Genomic DNA, 17570 nt, shown 5'->3' on the forward strand with positions numbered 1-17570 from the left:
TATTATTGTTTCATTATTTTTTTGTTCCTCATTGTCATGTTTTTAACTTTGCTGTATCAGCAATCGCAATAATATATGGTAAGTTTCGTAAACGTTCTTCATAGTCTAACCCAAAAACAATTAAGAAAGCGTCCGGAACGTCAAAACCATATCAATCAGCAACTAAATCTACTTCGCGTCCCGCTTTTTTATCCAATAAAGTAACAACTTTAACGCTACGAGCACCTTTTAAATATAAATATTCTTTAATCATTTTAACTGTTTTACCACTATCTATAATATCTTCGACTAATAAAACATCACGATTTGTGACCGGAATTGGTAAATCTAATAAAATTTGTGGAACACCATTACTTTTTACCCCACCAAAATATGATGAAACAACCGTATATTCCGTCTCACATTCGACCCCAACTAAATGGGGAATAAATTTTGCCATAAAAGGAATACAACCTTTTAGTAATCCCAAACACAAAATGGTATTATCTTGAACCGGATATTCATTAAGATAATAACTACTAATTTCTTGCCCTAATTCTAAGCATTTTTGTTCAATTTCTTCTGCGGTAATTAAAACTTCTTTGACGAGTGGATGTAATTTCATTTTTTTGCCTCACTTAATATTAATAAGTTAATTATATTATAATCAAGCCCCAATTAAAAGGTTCTTAGTTTTAAAAAATCATTATTTATAATACAAGTGATTTTTTTTTGTTTTTAAAAAGTTTTATAAAAAAACTTGGTTAAAATAAAGGTAGTAGCAAACTTAACAGGAGAATTCTAAAATGAAAATTGAAATTTATCACAGGATTATTAATTGCTTAGAAAACATTCGTATGCATTTAAGATTAAGCCAATTAAAATTTGCCGCATATTTTTCCTTTACACGGGAAGGATATCGCCTTGCTATTGCAAAAGATACTAACAAAAATAAAACTTATGTTAAAATTGATTTAATCCATATTTTAACAACAATCTTATATAACTTAGAAAATTATGATTTATGAAAGAAAAAAGCTTCTTTAATCGTTACCGAAATTGAATCGTGTTTTACCAAATATTACCAAAAATTAATTACTTTTCAGTAATTTGCTAAAAATTATTAGCACTTTATTCATAATTATTTTATTTAAATTATTCTAGAAAGGGGGAATTTATTATTAGCTTAAAACATAATAAAATCTGAATGAAACATCATACTTTACAAATAAGAAAGGAAAATAAACATGGCAAATACCCAATTATTTTTTCAACATTTTGGTTTAGAAATGTTCGGCACAATGCTTTTAATTATTTTAGGAAATGGTGTCGTTGCTAACATTTTATTAAAAAATACAAAAGGAAATGGACAAGGTTTTTTTGCAATTACTGCCGGCTGAGGTTTTGCGGTGCTAGTTGGAGCAATGGCTAGTAGCGCTCTAAAGGGAGTTGCTCATTTAAATCCAGCAGTAACATTTGCAATGGTTGTTCAACAAACTTGATTTATTAATAACGGGTGATTCTTACTACCAGCCTTATTATTAGGGCAAGTTGCTGGGGCTTTAATTGGCCAAATTATTGTAGATATCTTTTATTGAAAACATATTAAAGATACTGTTAGTGATAATCCCGATTTTATTCTTGCGATGCATGCAACAGGACCAACTTATCGTCCTGCCTTCTTTAACTTTTTTGCTGAATTTATTGGAACATTTGTATTAGTTGCCGCAATTTTAACAATTGGTAAATATGAAACATTTAGTTTAGGGACATTGGGGCCACTATTTGTTGGTTTAACAGTTTTTGGAATTGGAATCTCATTAGGAGGAACAACTGGTTATGCCATTAACCCTGTTCGAGACTTAATTCCAAGAATTGTTCATTTTGTTTTACCATTAAAAAATAAAGGCAACTCAGATTGAAGTTATAGTTGAATTCCAGTTGTAGCACCAACATGTGCTGGTCTTGCTACTGGCGGAATCTTCTTACTATTTTAAGCAATTTAATAGAAAGGATATTATAAATATCATGAAAAAATCCACTTATGATGTTTGTATTATTGGTGGTGGCGTTATTGGTGCGGCAATTAGCCGTGAATTAAGCCGCTATCAATTAACAACCATTACAATTGAAAAAAATAAAAAAGTAGCAATGGAAACTTCCGCTGGAAATTCTGGTGTTATTCATGGTGGTTTTGACCCAACACCAGGAAAATTAACCGCAAAATTAAATATAGAGGGACATCACCTTTATCAAACGATTTTTAAAGAACTAACAATTCCCTATCAACAAGTTAATTCACTTGTGATTGCTTTTAATGATGGAGAACAAAAACACTTAGAAATGCTATATGAACGGGGAATTACAAACAATGTTGATCCAAAACATTTACGTCTTATTAACCAAGCAGAAGTCCATGCTTTAGAACCAAACCTAAGTCCTGATGTTCAAGGAGCATTGTTATGTACTTCTTCGTATGTTGTTGACCCCGTGGTCTTAACCCAAAGTCTTTTTTCAAATAGTATTAAAAATAAGCAACATTTAAAGTTAGATCACATGGTAACAAATATTAAGTATCATGCTGATCAGAACCACTTTGAAATTACAACCTTACATCAAGAACAAAAAGTTACTTATTTTGCAAAATACTTAATTAATGCTGCTGGCCACTATTGTGATATCCTTGCCGCAAAAGCTGGTTATCCCGATTACGAATTAGTTACAAAACGTGGTGAATATCGTGTTTTAGAAAAAAGTGAGGGTAATTTAGTAAAAAATATTATTTTTATGGTGCCAACAATTCATGGTAAAGGTGTTATTGTTGCGCCAACGTTAGATGGTCATCTCTTAGTTGGCCCAACCGCGGAAGACAATATTCCAAAAGCAGAAACCCGTCTTGTTACACCAGCAATGTATGAAAAAATTGGTCAAATTGGAACTAAAATTATTCCAAACCTTAAAATGGAAAAAACATGTCAAACTTTTGCGGGATCACGCCCAATTGAACCCCTTTCCAAAGATTTTTATTTAAAACCAGCCCATGATAATCCAAGATTTATCAATGTTGCTGGAACAAAATCTCCCGGGTTAAGTAGTGCCCCTGCAATTACCAAATATATTTGCCATTTACTAACGGCCGCTGGCTGTGAATTAATCACAAACCCGCATTTTGATCCTATCCAAACTGAAATTATTCCAACAATTTAACGAAAGGAAACGTTTATAATGCCAAAATATATTATAAGTTTAGATGAAGGAACAACAAGTTGTCGCACTCTTGTAATTAATCACAAAGGTGAAATTGTCGCAAGTGATGCGCTAGAATTTAGTCAGATTTTCCCAAAAGCTGGTTGAGTTGAACATGACGCAGTTGAGATTTGAAACTCACAACGAACAACATTAGTGCAATCAGTTAATAAAGCAAAAATTAAACCAGAAGATATTGTCGGAATCGGAATTACTAACCAACGTGAAACAGTAGTAATGTGAAATAAACGCTCTGGTTTACCGATTTATAATGCTATTGTCTGACAAGACCGTCGTACTACCAAATATTGTGATGAATTAATTGCCCAAGGAAAAAGTGAATTAGTCCAAACAAAAACTGGTTTAATTATTAACCCTTATTTTTCTGCGACAAAAATAAAATGGATTTTAGATAATGTTGAAGGAGCCCGCCAATTAGCAAAGGATAATAACTTACTTTTTGGAACAATTGATACTTGATTAATTTATCGTTTAACGGATGGTAAAACACACATTACTGATTCAACTAATGCCAGTCGAACAATGTTATTTAATATTCATACGAAAGAGTGAGATGATGAATTATTGACCTTAATGGATATTCCAAAGAGCATTTTACCAACAGTAAAATCCTCTTCAGAAGTTTATGGTCATACTTTTCCGGGATTATTAAGCAAAGAAACCGACGTTCAAATTCCAATTGCTAGTGCCATTGGTGATCAACAAGCAGCCTTGTTTGGACAGCTTTGTTTAGAACCGGGTGAAGTTAAAAATACTTATGGAACTGGATGTTTTATTTTAATGAACACCGGTCAAACTCCAATTAAATCAAATAATGGTTTATTAACAACAATTGCTCTTGATTATAAAGGAACAATAACTTATGCCTTAGAAGGTTCGGTTTTTGTGGCGGGAGCAGCTGTCCAATGATTGCGCGATCAAATTAAGATCATTTATCATGCTAGTGAAACGGATTGATACACAAATCTTGTTAAAGATGACCAACGAGTGTATGTTGTTCCTTCCTTTACAGGGTTAGGGTCACCATACTGGGATTCTTATTCACGCGGAGCAATCTTTGGATTAGAACGCAGAACAAAACGTGAAAACTTAGTAAAAGCAACCTTAGAATCATTAGCTTATCAGTCTTATGATGTTATTATGGCAATGGCTGAGGACTTAAAAAAACCAATTAAAAGAATTAAAGTTGACGGTGGTGCTAGCCGTAATGAATATTTAATGCAATTCCAAGCGGATATTACCCAAGTGGAAGTAATTCGCCCAAAAAGTATTGAAACAACGGCAATGGGAGCAGCCTTTTTAGCTGGTTTAGCTGTTGATTTCTGAACATCCCGTGATGAAATTAAACAAATTTTAAATGTTGATAAAACATATTATGCTAAATTAGATCAAGCAATTGTCCAAAAACTGTTAAAAGGTTGAAAGGTTGCTGTCAATCGAACATTAAATTGACTAAAAGATATTGAATAAAAAAGTGTTGTCAAATAAAAAAATGCTATTTATAGCATTTTTTTATTTATATTCCAATCTTATTTCATAAGCAATTGGATTGTATTCAGTATCTGTGTTTAATTCAACATGAAATATTTCTGGCTCCTCAGTGTTAACTTTTTTAACAAAGTATAATAAAACATCATCATTAATAACAGCATTTAACTCATTACTAGATATATAAATTTTGTTTTGTGTTCCAGAAGTTCCTTTAACTTCAATTTTCTTTGAATCTCCATTTAAATAAAAACTATCAACATCATATCCAGCATCATCAATATCTAAAATTTTTACTTTTGCAGCTAAATTATTTTTATTATTTTCTATTAAATAATGTTTTTCATAATCTCTAACAACTTCCTCTGCTTTGTTTCCTATTTTTGTTTTTTTAGTTAATGCTTCTTGCATTTGAACTCTAGAAATTATGTTTTTTTTATTATTTTTTTCTGTTTTCCCTTTAATTGGAATTAATTTTCTTTCATTAAAATTATAACTCTTAACCTTATCAACTTTTTTAATGATTCCATCTAATAAGTTATCAGAAATATTATCTATTAAATCAATTTTTTCTAACATATTATAATAAGAGGACATATTAATGTTTTCAGTAATTTTATCGTAAATTTCAAATAATAAATTTAGCTCGTTAAAAAGTATATCTTCATTTATTTCATCAAATGACAGTCATTTATATACAAATGAAGAATATAAATATAAATTACCCCTAGAAGATTTATTTGGATTTGAAGGAATTAATAATTTTTCTGGATTTGGGGGTAACACATTATTATATTTAAAATTAAATTCTTTTTCTAACTTTTCTTTGAATTTTTGATTATATTCAATTAATGTTTTAAAAATAATACTTTTTTTCTTCACTATTTTTTTACTATTAATCATATTTGCGGCACTACAACAAATACAAATAAAAATACCATTAAGTTCTGGAGTAAAAATTAATGCAGTTGCAAAACAATTAGAATCTGAAAATCATTTTGCTGAAGCTTTATCTTTTTTAATGCCTATTCAAGGAGTTTTAGCTAAACGACCACTTTCTTGAGAATACTTAGCCTATATTCACTTAAATCTAGATCAAAATCAATTAAAATATTATACTTTATTTCTTTCATTAATGAAAAAGCTTTCTTCAATTTTTTTTGATTATCTGATGAATAATCTTCTATTTTCGTATAATACTCTACCCCTCATGTAGTTTTAAGTAAACCACCTATTTCAATAAATTTATCCACAGTGTATACTCCTTTACTTGTAAATATATTAACATTTTCAAACAAAAAGGCACATAATGGTGCCTTATACAATTTAATTTGCTAATTAAAATAACTATTTTTTTAAATGTAAAACATGTTTTTTTAAATTATAGAATGTTTTAATTCCATCATATTCAGCAACAGGTCCTAATTCATCTTCAATTGCTAATAAACGATTATATTTTGCAATACGGTCACTTCGTGACATACTTCCCGTTTTAATTTGTCCAGCATTTAAAGCTACTGCTAAATCAGCAATTGTTGAATCTTCTGTTTCTCCCGAACGGTGTGAAACAACTGCTGTTCATCCAGCTTTTTGGGCCAATTGAATTGTATCAATTGTTTCAGTAACTGTTCCAATTTGGTTTAATTTAATTAAAACTGAGTTAGCAGCTTCATTAGCAATTCCTTCCGCTGTAATTTTTGGATTTGTAACAAATAAATCATCTCCTACAATTTGGATTTTGTGTCCCATTGTTTTAACTTGTAATTCAAATCCAGCTCAGTCCGCTTCTGCTAAACCATCTTCAACGGAAATAATTGGATATGTGTCAACTAATTTATCAATATATTTAATTAATTCTTCTGTTGTCATTGCATATTCTTTACCAGTTACTTTTTCAATTTTCTTAAAGTGGTATTTTTTATCTTCAAAATACAATTCTGATGAAGCACAATCCATTGCAATCATAACTCCATCTTCGCCTGGTTTATATCCGGCTGCTTTAATTGCATCAACAATTAAGTCTAAGGCAACTTCAGCTGGTGTTCTTGCTTGGAATGATGCTAATGATTGATCTTTATAAGCTCAATTAAAGTGTGGTGCAAAGCCCCCTTCATCGCCAACCGCAGTAATATCTCCTTTATCATGTAAGATTTTTTTTAACGTATGGAAAATTTCTGATGATCATCGTAGCGCTTCTTTAAAACTTGGTGCTCCAACAGGCATAATCATAAATTCTTGGAAATCAATTGCACTATCAGCATGTTCTCCACCATTAATAATGTTTAACATTGGTACTGGTAGTTTTTTAGCATTAACTCCACCTAGATATTTATATAATGGTATTTCTAATTCACAAGCAGCTGCTTTAGCAACCGCCATTGAAACTCCTAACATAGCGTTAGCCCCTAAATTCTTTTTAAAATCTGTTCCATCTAAAGCAATCATGGCTTTATCAATTGCAACTTGATCAGTTGCTTCCATACCAACAAGTTCTTCAGCAATTTTTGTATTCACATTATTAACAGCTTTTAAGACACCTTTCCCCTGGTAACGTCCTTTATCACCATCTCTTAATTCTAGTGCTTCACGGCTTCCCGTTGAAGCTCCTGATGGCACCATCGCTGAACCATATCCACCAAATTCTGTTCAAACTTCAACTTGAACCGTTGGATTACCTCGTGAATCAATTACTTCACGAGCATAAATTTTCTCAATTTTTGACATAATTTTGTACTCTCCTTCTAAGTCTATGAGATTATTATATTATTTGTTCTAGCAATAGTAAATAAATTACAATGAAAATTCAAGAAAAAACATCATTTTTCCTTGTTTTTTGATTGCAAAGATAAAATTATTTGCTATGATAATACTAATATATCATTAATTTTGGAACAGGACGGAAAAAAGATGGAAGGAAAAACACCAACAATTGTCTCAGGAATTACTGCCACTGGACAATTAACATTAGGAAATTATATTGGCGCAATTAAAAATTTTATTGAATTACAAAAAGATAATAATTTAATTATTTTTGTTGCAAATTTACATGCAATTACAATTCCCATTGGAAAAGAAGAATTACGAAGCAATATTAAAAATATGATTGCGTTATATTATGCTTGTGGTTTAGATCCTAACAAAGCAATTATTTATGTTCAATCAGATGTCTTAGAATTAACCCAATTAAGCCATATTTTATTATGTAACACCACTGTTGGAGAATTATCACGAATGACACAATTTAAAGATAAATCAATTAAAATGAAAGCGGAAAATGGAACTGAATTTATTCCAACCGGACTATTAACTTATCCAACCTTAATGGCTGCTGATATTTTATTATATGATGCTGACCTAGTTCCAGTTGGGAAAGATCAAAAACAACATATTGAATTAACACGAAACATTGCAGAACGAATGAATAATCGTTACCAACAAGAACTTTTTAAACTTCCTAATGATTTTATTCCCCCTGTTGGTGGTAAAATTATGGATTTACAAAATCCAACTAAAAAAATGAGTAAATCCTCAAATGATCCAAAATCTTTTATTGAATTATTAGATGCCCCGGACATTATTCGTAAAAAAATTCGTTCCGCAATAACTGATTCTGACGGGAAAATTGATTATAATCCTGAACAAAAACCAGGGGTAAGTAATCTTTTAACAATTTATACTGTTTTAAAAAACATCACAATTGAAACTGCTGTTAAAACATTAAATAATTATGATTATGGTCAGTTAAAAGAAGAAGTAGCATCAACAATTATTGCAACCTTAAAACCAATTCAAATAAAATATCATCAACTAATTAAAGATGATACCATTGACCAATTAATTGATGCTGGCGCAGAAAAAGCTCGCTATCTTGCCAATAAAAAATTAACAAAAATTAAAAATACCGTTGGTTTAAATTATAAAAGAAAATAACACATAACAATTATTCTTAACGAATTTCATATTTTAACTGGTTCAATTGTCAACGATAATTGTTTTTTTGATCACTAACATTAAAGTTAAATTCACCTTGCTTACCAATTTGCTTAGTATCTAAATTATTAAACTGAAAATTAAGTTTATCGGTTAAATAAGCAGTTAAAGCAGAAATATTTTTAATTGTTTTAATATTACTAATTTTGAAATTATTAGAGTCATTGTAAACAGCTGTTAACCATCTTGTAATAATTGCTTCGTCAGTCATATTTTGTGAAAAAATAAAACTTGGATTCGTTTGGATATAATTAATTAAATAACTTAATAAATCTTTATTAATTTCATAATTTCAAAAAACATTACTATTTAAATTAATTGTTAAATAATAAATTTTTGTTGTTAAATGTTCGCCATCAATCGTAATTTCTTGCATTGTTGTTTCACCCTTTGTATAACTATATGCAGTAGTATTTCTAATCAAGGAAAATAATTGAAAATCACGATACAATTGTTCTGGTGGTGGTAACTTTGATGGCATTGCAACAAGATATGTTTTAAATAAAATGTTTTGTTTTGGTAATTCAAAAGCTGAAACTGCTTCTGAATTATTAAAATCATAATTAATGATTGGTGCCAAAGTGTGGGCTTCTTTTTCCTTATTAAAGGTTGTAAAAATTAAATCATCATTATCATGTTTTACTCAGTAATCACCTTCATCGTTAAATGCTTGCAAAGTAAACTGCGACAAAAACTGACTAATATCAGCTTCCATATCAGTATTTCGCGTTGGAACATAATGTCTTTCTTGTTGATTACAACTAATTACTGTTGTGACAGGTGTTACAATCATTGTTATTGTTCCTAGGATACCTATTATTTTTTTCATCATATCATTCCTTTTGTTAAGCTATATTGTAAATTATAACAAAAAAAGATTTTTAAAATTATTAACTAATAATTTTAAAAATCAACATGATTTGGATCTGGTCCTAATCTTTCTTGTGGTAATGCAAACAATGTTGCCATATCTGCTTCATCTAACATAAAATCATCTAATTGAGTGTTAGCAATCAAACGTTCTTTATGCGTTGATTTTGGAATAACAACAATGTTTTGTTGTACTGCTCATTTTAAGCAAACTTGAGCTGGACTTTTTTGATGTTTTTCCGCAATTTTTAAAATGGTTGGATTTGTTACACATTTTCCTTGCATTAGTGTTGCTCATGATTCAACAATAATGCCATTTTGTTGGCAAAATTCAACAACAGCAGTGTTATTTAAGCCAGGATGTAATTCAATTTGGTTAACCATTGGTTTAACTTCACTAATTGTCATCAATTCTTGTAAATGACTAACTTCAAAATTGCTAACGCCAATTGCTCGAATTTTTTTTGCTTTATAAGCAGTTTCTAATGCTCGAAAACATTCATTCCGATCAACAGTTGGTCAATGGATTAAACACAAATCTAAATAATCAATATCCAATCTTTGCAAAATATTATCAACTTCTTGTAAAGCAGCATCATATTTATGATTAGCATTTCAAATTTTACTTGTAATAAAAATTTCATTACGGGGAACCCCACTATCTTTTATTGCTTTTCCAATAATTGTTTCATTCCCATAATATTGTGCTGTATCAATATGACGATAACCATTTTGCAATGCTGTTAAAACAGTTTGATAAGTTTCGGTTTCATCAGTTAATTTATAAGTTCCTAGGCCAATTAATGGGATTTCAACTCCATTTAAAAGTTTTAATTTTGTCTCAATTAATTTCATTTTTATTTTTCCTCTTTTCCTAGACCTTTAGTTATATTGTAAATGTTATTTAAAAAAATAACAATCTAAATTATTCAAACATTTCAAGAAGACTATTAAACATCACAATAATTATTAAAATATAAATTATGATTTTAAACACTACATTAAAAATTTAAACAAAAAAACAGGATTACTAATAAAATAATTCTGTTTTTGAAATTTAATTATATAGTCTAATATTATTCCCAAGTTGTATTTTGCTTTCTAAACTAGCATAAGAAGCTCTTCAATCTAACAAATGAAATAAAATTAATTGAAAGTAATAATTACCCTTATATCAATAAAAGTTTATTCCAAATTTTTGTTTTGACCCCATTCAGGCAGAATAGTAGTGGGTATCAATTTCTTGAATTGTATTAGACGTTGTTTTATCAATTTCTTGAATTGTATTAGACGTTGTTTTATCAATTTCTTGAATTGGCGTTCCACCACTAATATTACTATTGTTTGTAATAATATTTTCTAATAAATTATCTTTTGTCTTTAGTAAACTATTAAAAGTATAATTTATTTTTGGAATGGTATATTTATATCTTACTTTATCTTCGTTTTCATAAGGATAACCATACTTTGTTTTTCCTCAATATGTTCCTGCCTGGGAATCAACATCATTAAATTCAATATATTTATAATTTAATGGGTTTATTTTCCCAAGGTTAAAGGTAAAGATATCAAATGAATTAATATTGTTACTAGCCGTAAAAGATATTGTAACATTTTCTTTTCTATTATTGAAATAAAGCAATAGTTCTTTTTTTAAATTGCTACTTTTTAGATTTGGCATTAAAGTTGAACTTAATTTTTGTGAATCTAAATGATAAATCTCACCAATATTATTAAGAGCAAAAACTCCACCTTTACCGTCTGCTGTAAGATTAACGATTGGAAAATTTAAATTTGTAAAGTTATGACTTTTTTCCCCTTTTTGAGCATAGTTTAAAATAACACCATTATTTGTTCCAATATAACTATCACCAGTATGTAAGAGTCAACCTTGCGTGTTTTTATCTAACACAATAACAACATTCTTAGCTTTTTTACCGCCATTAAAATTATCATTGTTGTACGATGAGCTTGCTGCTGAAGCTGGAATTTGTTGCAACGCGGTTGGTGCTGGTTGTGGTGTATTATTAAAATTTTGTTGTTCTCCCGAATTATTTGGCGAATCAAATTTTTTATTTTGTGATTGGTCTGGAATATTGTTAGTTACAACATCAAGATTATATGTAACGTTTACTGAACCAAAGTATAATCCATTATCATTTGTTCAAACAATTGCCTCATTATATGAAATAAAAGCAAAAGAAAGTGGTAAATTATTTAATAAAGGATTTAACTGATATATTCTTGGAAGAAACTCTTGCAGACTAATTGTTCCTAAATCAGTGTTAGTAATTATTGAATTTAAGCCAATTGTGTTTAGAGTAAAAGTTACTACAATTTCACCTTCATATTGTGAAAATTTTGGTGCAATAATAGCATCAGAATGACTATAATGTACTAGATAATAATTATCCAAAAAATTAGCACCATTATGATTTAATAAATAATTATTAATACCATTGATAATCGTATCTAATTGATTGTTAGGAATTATTCCTAAATTAATACTTGTATGATCGTTAAATAAAGACGAAGTTGGATTTGAAAAATTATTAAAAAGTGATGAATTGTTATTGTTTCGTCTTAAATGAACTTGATCATAACTGCAATAAAACACTGAATTACCGACTCTAATTTCAATATCACCTTGAGTCTCAAAAGTTACTCAGATAAAATTATTTTGATAAAAAGTATTGTTCTCCAAGTTTTCTCGCAACACGATTTGTGCTTGATTATCTAATAATCTTGCAACAGCAATTTCATTCCTCCTAACATTTCTATTTAAGGCAATAATTTGCTGTAAATGTCTTCTTCGCTGTTTGTAGGAATTTTCCCTAAATTGGTATTTTTTATTAATTTTGGTAAAAATATCGGATGATTCTCTCTTTTTGTTTTATGACTTGTTTTAAAACTATTTGCTTTTAAAAAATAATTTGGTTTGTTTTCTATTTTGGTTTCTTTTTTTCATAAACTAGCAGCAATTGTTATTGGTAAAACGCTACTTGCAATTGTGGTAATTAATAATAATTGTAAAAGTTTTTTCATTTTATTTGTTGTCCCTTTCCTTTAATTTTGTCGAAAACTCTTGATGAAATAAAAAAAATCATCAATATGACAATTTGAAAACTAATTTTGTGTAAGATTATGATTTTGCTTTAAATTTTTTAAACGTTAAAATATAATACCGTTGATTGTTGGTTTGGTGTTAAACCTTTGTGTTGGTATTTTCATTTTCAGAGCTTTAAATAATTTTGAATATTAGTGAAACCCAAACCATGATAATGAATTAAGGCTTCTTTAAGACTGGATTGTAATTTACTAATCTTATTTAACTTTTGATAACTAGTATCAGGGTTTGTACTAGTTTTGGTGGAATATAGAGTAGAATTTGTTTGTTTTGCTACTAATAAATATAGTGGTTGCATATCAGAAATAATTATTGATTTTTCTTTAATTAGTTGCTTATTCATATTTTCAATAATCCATTGTTTTTGTAATCTTTTGGTATTGGTGGATTGAACAAAAATATTATTATTGCTATCAACTGCCATTTGAATACAGCATTTGGTATCAGTTGAAAATGGATCGAGATGAGTTTTTCGTTTATCAAATTTATCTTTAAAATTGCCTTTATGAATTTCTTTAATAAATGTTTCATTCATTTGGATTTGACCATTTAATTTTTTAAATTTTAACTGTGTATTTTCTAATTGTTTTGATTGCATTAATTTTTGTCGATTATATCAAGCGGTTTTTGGGGTTGTTTTAATAAAACGAGAAATTATTTTACTAGATTGTCCTAACAATGAAATTTGAATTAATAAATTTCACTGTTCATAATTTAAATGACTTCAATAAGTAAAATGATGACGAAATGCATCAAAACTAGCACGACATTTTTTACATAAATATTTTTGTTTTCCTTCGGAATTATGACCATTTTTAACACAATGAAAAGATTTGCAATTAGGACATATAATGCCTTTATCTCTAAATTTTTGATCAATTTCATTTAAACGTTTTTGTTTTTTAATTAAGTCTGCTTGTTGTTTTATTTTTTCATAAAATTCTAAAAATTGATCATCTGTTAAGCTATTTATTAATTCTGTAATTATTTTTTTCATCATTTATTTACCTCTATATATTAAAAATATACCTAATTTTAGGTATATTTTATAAATATCAAGAGTTTTCGACAAAATTAAAGTCCCTTTCTGATATTTTTTATTAAATTACAAAAATATTATATTTTTACAAATAAAAAATATAAAAATATAAAATCTATTTTTATAAATATTTGTTGATACAGGTTATTGATATTTAATATAATTAATATTTTTTAAAAATTTATTTATACCATAAAAATAACCTAAACCTTTTTTGATTTAGTAATATTATTTTACCGTGGCCAAGTAAGGGTAGTTAACCAAACTATTGTTATTCTAAAAATTATTTTTGAACATAACAACTAGTTCCTAACATTAATTTTGCTAAATATGTTGTTTTAAATTTAATAATGCTACCAACTGCTAATTGTTCCTGATAATCAGCAACATCTAAGATTGTATGGTCACTTGATTGTCCTAAAATAGTAATTCCTTTTTCAAAAGGTGTTAATTCCTCGAAAGGACAATATTGTCGTCCTAAGGCAATTATTGCTTTTACCCGATTGCCAAACATCATCAAATTCTTTTACCCGGCCAAAAGCATCTAATCCTCGTGCTCCAATTGATGCACTTGGCTTTGTTTGCAATTCAATAATCTCAGCTTCTAATCATAAATTATCTTGTTGTAAAAAAGGAATTGGTTCATCATTTAAACCTAAACACATTAATAAAGCTGTCCCACTCCGAATTTGATTAATTGCTCGGTCTAATTGTGGGTTATCTCAAATTGTAATATGACTTGAATTACCACAACTAATAATTGGCAACATAATACTAAAATGTTGTTATAATTGTTGTTTTAAGTTTGCTAATTGATTTAATTTTTTAACAGTGGGAACTGTTGCACCAAAACAAGCAAAATTAGTTCCTAAACCAGTTAACTTAATATGCGATAGCGATAATACCGCTTTAACTGTTTGAAAAATTAATGCCTCATCTCATAGTCCCTCGCGAATATCACCAGTTTCAATCATTAAAATTATTTCAAATTTTTTATTAATAATTTGTGCCGCTTGATTTAAAGCCTTAATTGTTGCAAGTTCAGATACCAAAACACAATCAGCATTATTAACAACCATTGTAACTTCACTTAACATTGGTAATCGTAATAACATTTTTCTAACTGGAAAATGGGCAAATTGTTGCAAGTTTAAAATGCGAGAATCAGCAATTGTTTTAATTCCGCTTTCTATTAATGTTGAGACAATTTTTTCTTGGCCGACCCCCAATTTAACAACCCCGACAAGGTCTAAGTTTCTAGTTGTACATTCTTGCACCATTATTTGGCAATTTGTTTTAATACGGGGTAAATTTCATATTAGTTTTGGATACATGGTTTTTCCTTTTCCTCTTTGTTTTAGACTTCATCAAGAGGTTGTTCTAATTGTTGATCATTTAAAATTTTATTATATTGACTATGAATTTTATGGTGTGTGGTATTTAATTGGTCAATATTGCCATTTAATTTTGTAAAGTTTTTCGTAAATTCTTCTCATCGTTCAACTCAACGGTCGAATTCACTTTTTATTCGCAATAAATTATTTTTAATAACTTCTAAGTTTTTATTAAAAGCAACTTCACGCATATGTTTTTCTAACACAAATAAAATGGCAGACAAAGTTGTTGGTGAAGTAACTCACACTTTCTTTCGAAAAGCAAAAGTAATAACATCCTCAGGGAATTGACCATAAATAAAAGCAAATAAATCTTCTGAGGGAACAAACATAATTGCACTTGAAATTTCATTTTCTAAGTTAATATATTTTGCAACTTCATTGATGCGATCTTTTAAATCTTGTTTAAATAAGTTTAAAAATTTATCTTTAATTGCTTTTTCACTAGTTTCTAAATATTTATTATAATTTGTTAACGGAAACTTAGCATCAATCGCAATGTTTTCCTTCGCTCCGCCAGTTTTAACTAACGCATCAACTAGGGTTCCGGTTGGTAAGCGATACTGGCGTTCTCATCCTTGATGTCCTTCCCCATACATATCACTCAATACTTTTTCTAACAAATATTCTCCTAAATTACCTCGTTTTTTATTATTTAAAAAAATATCATTTAATGCTTTAACTTTTTCTTCGACTTCTTTTAAAGTTACTGATGATTCTTTTAAAACATTTAAATTTGATAAAACATCACTAAATGATTTTGAAATAGACTGCCCCTGTTGATTTAAGTTATTTTTTAAATCGCTGTCTTGCTTTGATAAATTGTTTTTAAAACTATTTAAACCCTCATATAAGCTTGTAAGATTTCGATTAAACTCATTATCATTAGTTATCGAAGAACGCTGAAACTCACTAATTAATTTTAATAATTCTTGTTTTTGTTCTGTAAGTTGCCCTTGTAACATTGTTACTTGTTTTTCTAAAATTTCTTTTGATGCTTGAATATCTTTTTGTAATAATGCTGAATCATTATTGGCCATTGTTTTTTTACTTGATTTAAATAAATAAATTCCTAAAAAAATAACTAAAATACCTAAAATAATACCTAATAAAACATATGAAATTGTTGTCATACTGCTCCCCCTTAATTTTATAAACGATCATTAATATGTCTTTTTAATTATAAACTGTCATAACAAAAAAAGAAACTCATAAGTTAATGAGTTTCTTTTTTCTTTTAAGCAAAAGTTACATTTAAAGTATACGATGGAATATTTGTCATTAATGATGCTAAAGCATCAGATGCTGCCAAAATTTTTGACCCGGGTTTAGCATTAACCGTTGCTCCTGAATTGTCTGCTTTAAAGACTACTCAAATTTCATCATACCAAATATCTTTATATTGATCAGCAAATTCTTGTCCTAATAACTTTGTCACAAGATCATAACGTAACATATCAACTGTTGCTTCAGTATAAGTTTTATCTAATGATACATTAATTGTGCTACCCGATGTTGGCTTTGCATTCTTATCATTTAAAAATTTTCGTGGCGTTGAATGAATGGTAAAGTTAGCTGTTAAAACTGATTTATTAATAACTCAAACCGCACTTGCTTCAATCTTTAGATTTCCCACACCAGTATTTGTATCAATTGTTAAGGTAACACCATCGTTCATCATGGCATTCATCATTACCTCCAACATTGTCTTTTTATATAAAGCTGCAAAACGATTGCGATCGCCAACAAACTCCATAATAGCAGCCGTTAACGCTGTTTTGTTATTCTCCTGCTTATCTTTATAATTATTTCATAATGTTTCATCAATATAGATATCACCAATATTTGTTAGCGGAAAGGCTTCAGTAAAGGTGATTGGTTCATTAACAATTGTGATTGGTGCCCCAGTAAAATTTCCCCCCGCTTTTGTTGGAGTAATTGTTGAATTATGAGTTGTTTGATCAACATCAACGTCAACATCAGCAAGAGTAAATTTCGTCCCATTTAAACCATTAACAGCATCTAATACAGTTTGTGCTGCTAAGGGGCTCCCCATTCCTTTATCATATGGCATTGATGTAACGGTAATAATTTTATTAATGTCAGTTGTTGGTCATATTAAAGCCATTTCTTTTGTTAAAAATGGTCGGTTTGGTGCATCTGGCATAAAACGGATTATTGCTGATTTCATTCCTGATGCCAAATCAACATCTAAATTATCAATATTGTACCCTTCTTTTTTTAATTGTCTTTTAATATTAGTAACTGTTAGAAACCCATCTTCAGTTTGGCCCCCTTTGTTAACATCTTTACAAGCAATTACAGCCCCTGCAATTGGTGTTGTTAATGCTAATGAAGTTAAAATCATCATCATTTTTTTCATTTTTTCTTTCTCCTTTGTTTTAATTTTAGTAAA

At 28.9% G+C, this 17570-nt stretch carries 18 protein-coding genes; 5 read left to right on the forward strand and 13 right to left on the reverse strand.

Annotation, left to right across the window (positions count from 1 at the left end; all coding sequences use genetic code 4):
* Positions 1-13 precede the first annotated feature (13 nt).
* Complete coding sequence (hpt, locus tag AACK91_RS02920; RefSeq protein WP_338964008.1) at positions 14-604, reverse strand: hypoxanthine phosphoribosyltransferase; 591 nt, start codon at positions 602-604, stop codon at positions 14-16.
* 181 nt (positions 605-785) lie between these two features.
* Between hpt and AACK91_RS02925 the strand changes: the two genes are divergently transcribed.
* The 4 genes from AACK91_RS02925 to glpK all read left to right on the forward strand — a co-directional run bounded on the left by AACK91_RS02925 (position 786) and on the right by glpK (position 4716).
* Positions 786-1088 carry a hypothetical protein gene (locus tag AACK91_RS02925; RefSeq protein WP_338964010.1) on the forward strand — a complete coding sequence of 101 codons (303 nt, stop codon included), beginning with the start codon at positions 786-788 and terminating at the stop codon, positions 1086-1088.
* 138 nt (positions 1089-1226) lie between these two features.
* Entirely contained in the window at positions 1227-1976 is a 750-nt protein-coding gene (locus AACK91_RS02930) for an MIP/aquaporin family protein (RefSeq protein ID WP_338964011.1), read from the forward strand.
* 31 nt (positions 1977-2007) lie between these two features.
* Positions 2008-3186 carry a type 2 glycerol-3-phosphate oxidase gene (gene glpO / locus AACK91_RS02935; RefSeq protein WP_338964013.1) on the forward strand — a complete coding sequence of 393 codons (1179 nt, stop codon included), beginning with the start codon at positions 2008-2010 and terminating at the stop codon, positions 3184-3186.
* An 18-nt stretch (positions 3187-3204) separates the two neighbouring features.
* Positions 3205-4716: a glycerol kinase GlpK gene (gene glpK / locus AACK91_RS02940; protein WP_338964015.1), complete on the forward strand. Its 1512-nt coding sequence runs from the start codon at positions 3205-3207 to the stop codon at positions 4714-4716.
* 42 nt (positions 4717-4758) lie between these two features.
* Here the strand turns inward: glpK and AACK91_RS02945 are convergent, their stop codons facing one another.
* From AACK91_RS02945 to eno, 3 genes are all read right to left on the reverse strand, one after another.
* The gene (locus AACK91_RS02945; RefSeq protein ID WP_338964017.1) at positions 4759-5637 is read right to left on the reverse strand and encodes a protein NO VEIN domain-containing protein; all 879 of its coding nucleotides are present in this window, start codon (positions 5635-5637) and stop codon (positions 4759-4761) included.
* A 140-nt stretch (positions 5638-5777) separates the two neighbouring features.
* Positions 5778-5987, reverse strand: a complete 210-nt coding sequence (locus tag AACK91_RS02950) for a hypothetical protein (protein ID WP_338964020.1) — start codon at positions 5985-5987, stop codon at positions 5778-5780.
* A gap of 94 nt (positions 5988-6081) precedes the next feature.
* A complete protein-coding gene (gene eno / locus AACK91_RS02955; protein WP_338964022.1) occupies positions 6082-7458 on the reverse strand; it encodes a phosphopyruvate hydratase in 1377 nt (458 codons plus the stop codon).
* 183 nt (positions 7459-7641) lie between these two features.
* On the opposite strand from eno, the gene trpS reads away from it, so the two are divergent.
* Positions 7642-8664: a tryptophan--tRNA ligase gene (gene trpS, locus AACK91_RS02960; protein ID WP_338964025.1), complete on the forward strand. Its 1023-nt coding sequence runs from the start codon at positions 7642-7644 to the stop codon at positions 8662-8664.
* A gap of 16 nt (positions 8665-8680) precedes the next feature.
* Here trpS and AACK91_RS02965 read toward each other — a convergent pair whose 3' ends face one another.
* From AACK91_RS02965 to AACK91_RS03005, 9 genes are all read right to left on the reverse strand, one after another.
* A complete protein-coding gene (locus AACK91_RS02965) occupies positions 8681-9556 on the reverse strand; it encodes a lipoprotein (protein ID WP_338964026.1) in 876 nt (291 codons plus the stop codon).
* A gap of 71 nt (positions 9557-9627) precedes the next feature.
* Positions 9628-10449 carry an aldo/keto reductase gene (locus AACK91_RS02970; protein ID WP_338964028.1) on the reverse strand — a complete coding sequence of 274 codons (822 nt, stop codon included), beginning with the start codon at positions 10447-10449 and terminating at the stop codon, positions 9628-9630.
* Between the two features lie 202 nt (positions 10450-10651).
* Positions 10652-12211, reverse strand: a complete 1560-nt coding sequence (locus tag AACK91_RS02975; RefSeq protein WP_338964030.1) for a hypothetical protein — start codon at positions 12209-12211, stop codon at positions 10652-10654.
* A 164-nt stretch (positions 12212-12375) separates the two neighbouring features.
* The gene (locus tag AACK91_RS02980) at positions 12376-12639 is read right to left on the reverse strand and encodes a hypothetical protein (RefSeq protein ID WP_338964032.1); all 264 of its coding nucleotides are present in this window, start codon (positions 12637-12639) and stop codon (positions 12376-12378) included.
* Positions 12640-12758: 119 nt separating this feature from the next.
* On the reverse strand, positions 12759-13721 hold the full coding sequence (locus AACK91_RS02985) for an IS1/IS1595 family N-terminal zinc-binding domain-containing protein (protein WP_338964034.1): 963 nt from the start codon (positions 13719-13721) through the stop codon (positions 12759-12761).
* A gap of 322 nt (positions 13722-14043) precedes the next feature.
* Complete coding sequence (locus AACK91_RS02990) at positions 14044-14277, reverse strand: hypothetical protein (protein ID WP_338964036.1); 234 nt, start codon at positions 14275-14277, stop codon at positions 14044-14046.
* Positions 14278-14545: 268 nt separating this feature from the next.
* Complete coding sequence (locus AACK91_RS02995) at positions 14546-15094, reverse strand: alanine racemase (protein ID WP_338964039.1); 549 nt, start codon at positions 15092-15094, stop codon at positions 14546-14548.
* A 23-nt stretch (positions 15095-15117) separates the two neighbouring features.
* Complete coding sequence (gene rmuC / locus AACK91_RS03000; protein ID WP_338964042.1) at positions 15118-16287, reverse strand: DNA recombination protein RmuC; 1170 nt, start codon at positions 16285-16287, stop codon at positions 15118-15120.
* A 104-nt stretch (positions 16288-16391) separates the two neighbouring features.
* Positions 16392-17537: a hypothetical protein gene (locus AACK91_RS03005; protein ID WP_338964045.1), complete on the reverse strand. Its 1146-nt coding sequence runs from the start codon at positions 17535-17537 to the stop codon at positions 16392-16394.
* Positions 17538-17570: the final 33 nt, after the last annotated feature.

The sequence above is a fragment of the Spiroplasma endosymbiont of Sarcophaga carnaria genome, assembly GCF_964019595.1.
Classification (GTDB): Bacteria; Bacillota_I; Bacilli_A; order Mycoplasmatales; family Mycoplasmataceae; genus Spiroplasma; species Spiroplasma poulsonii.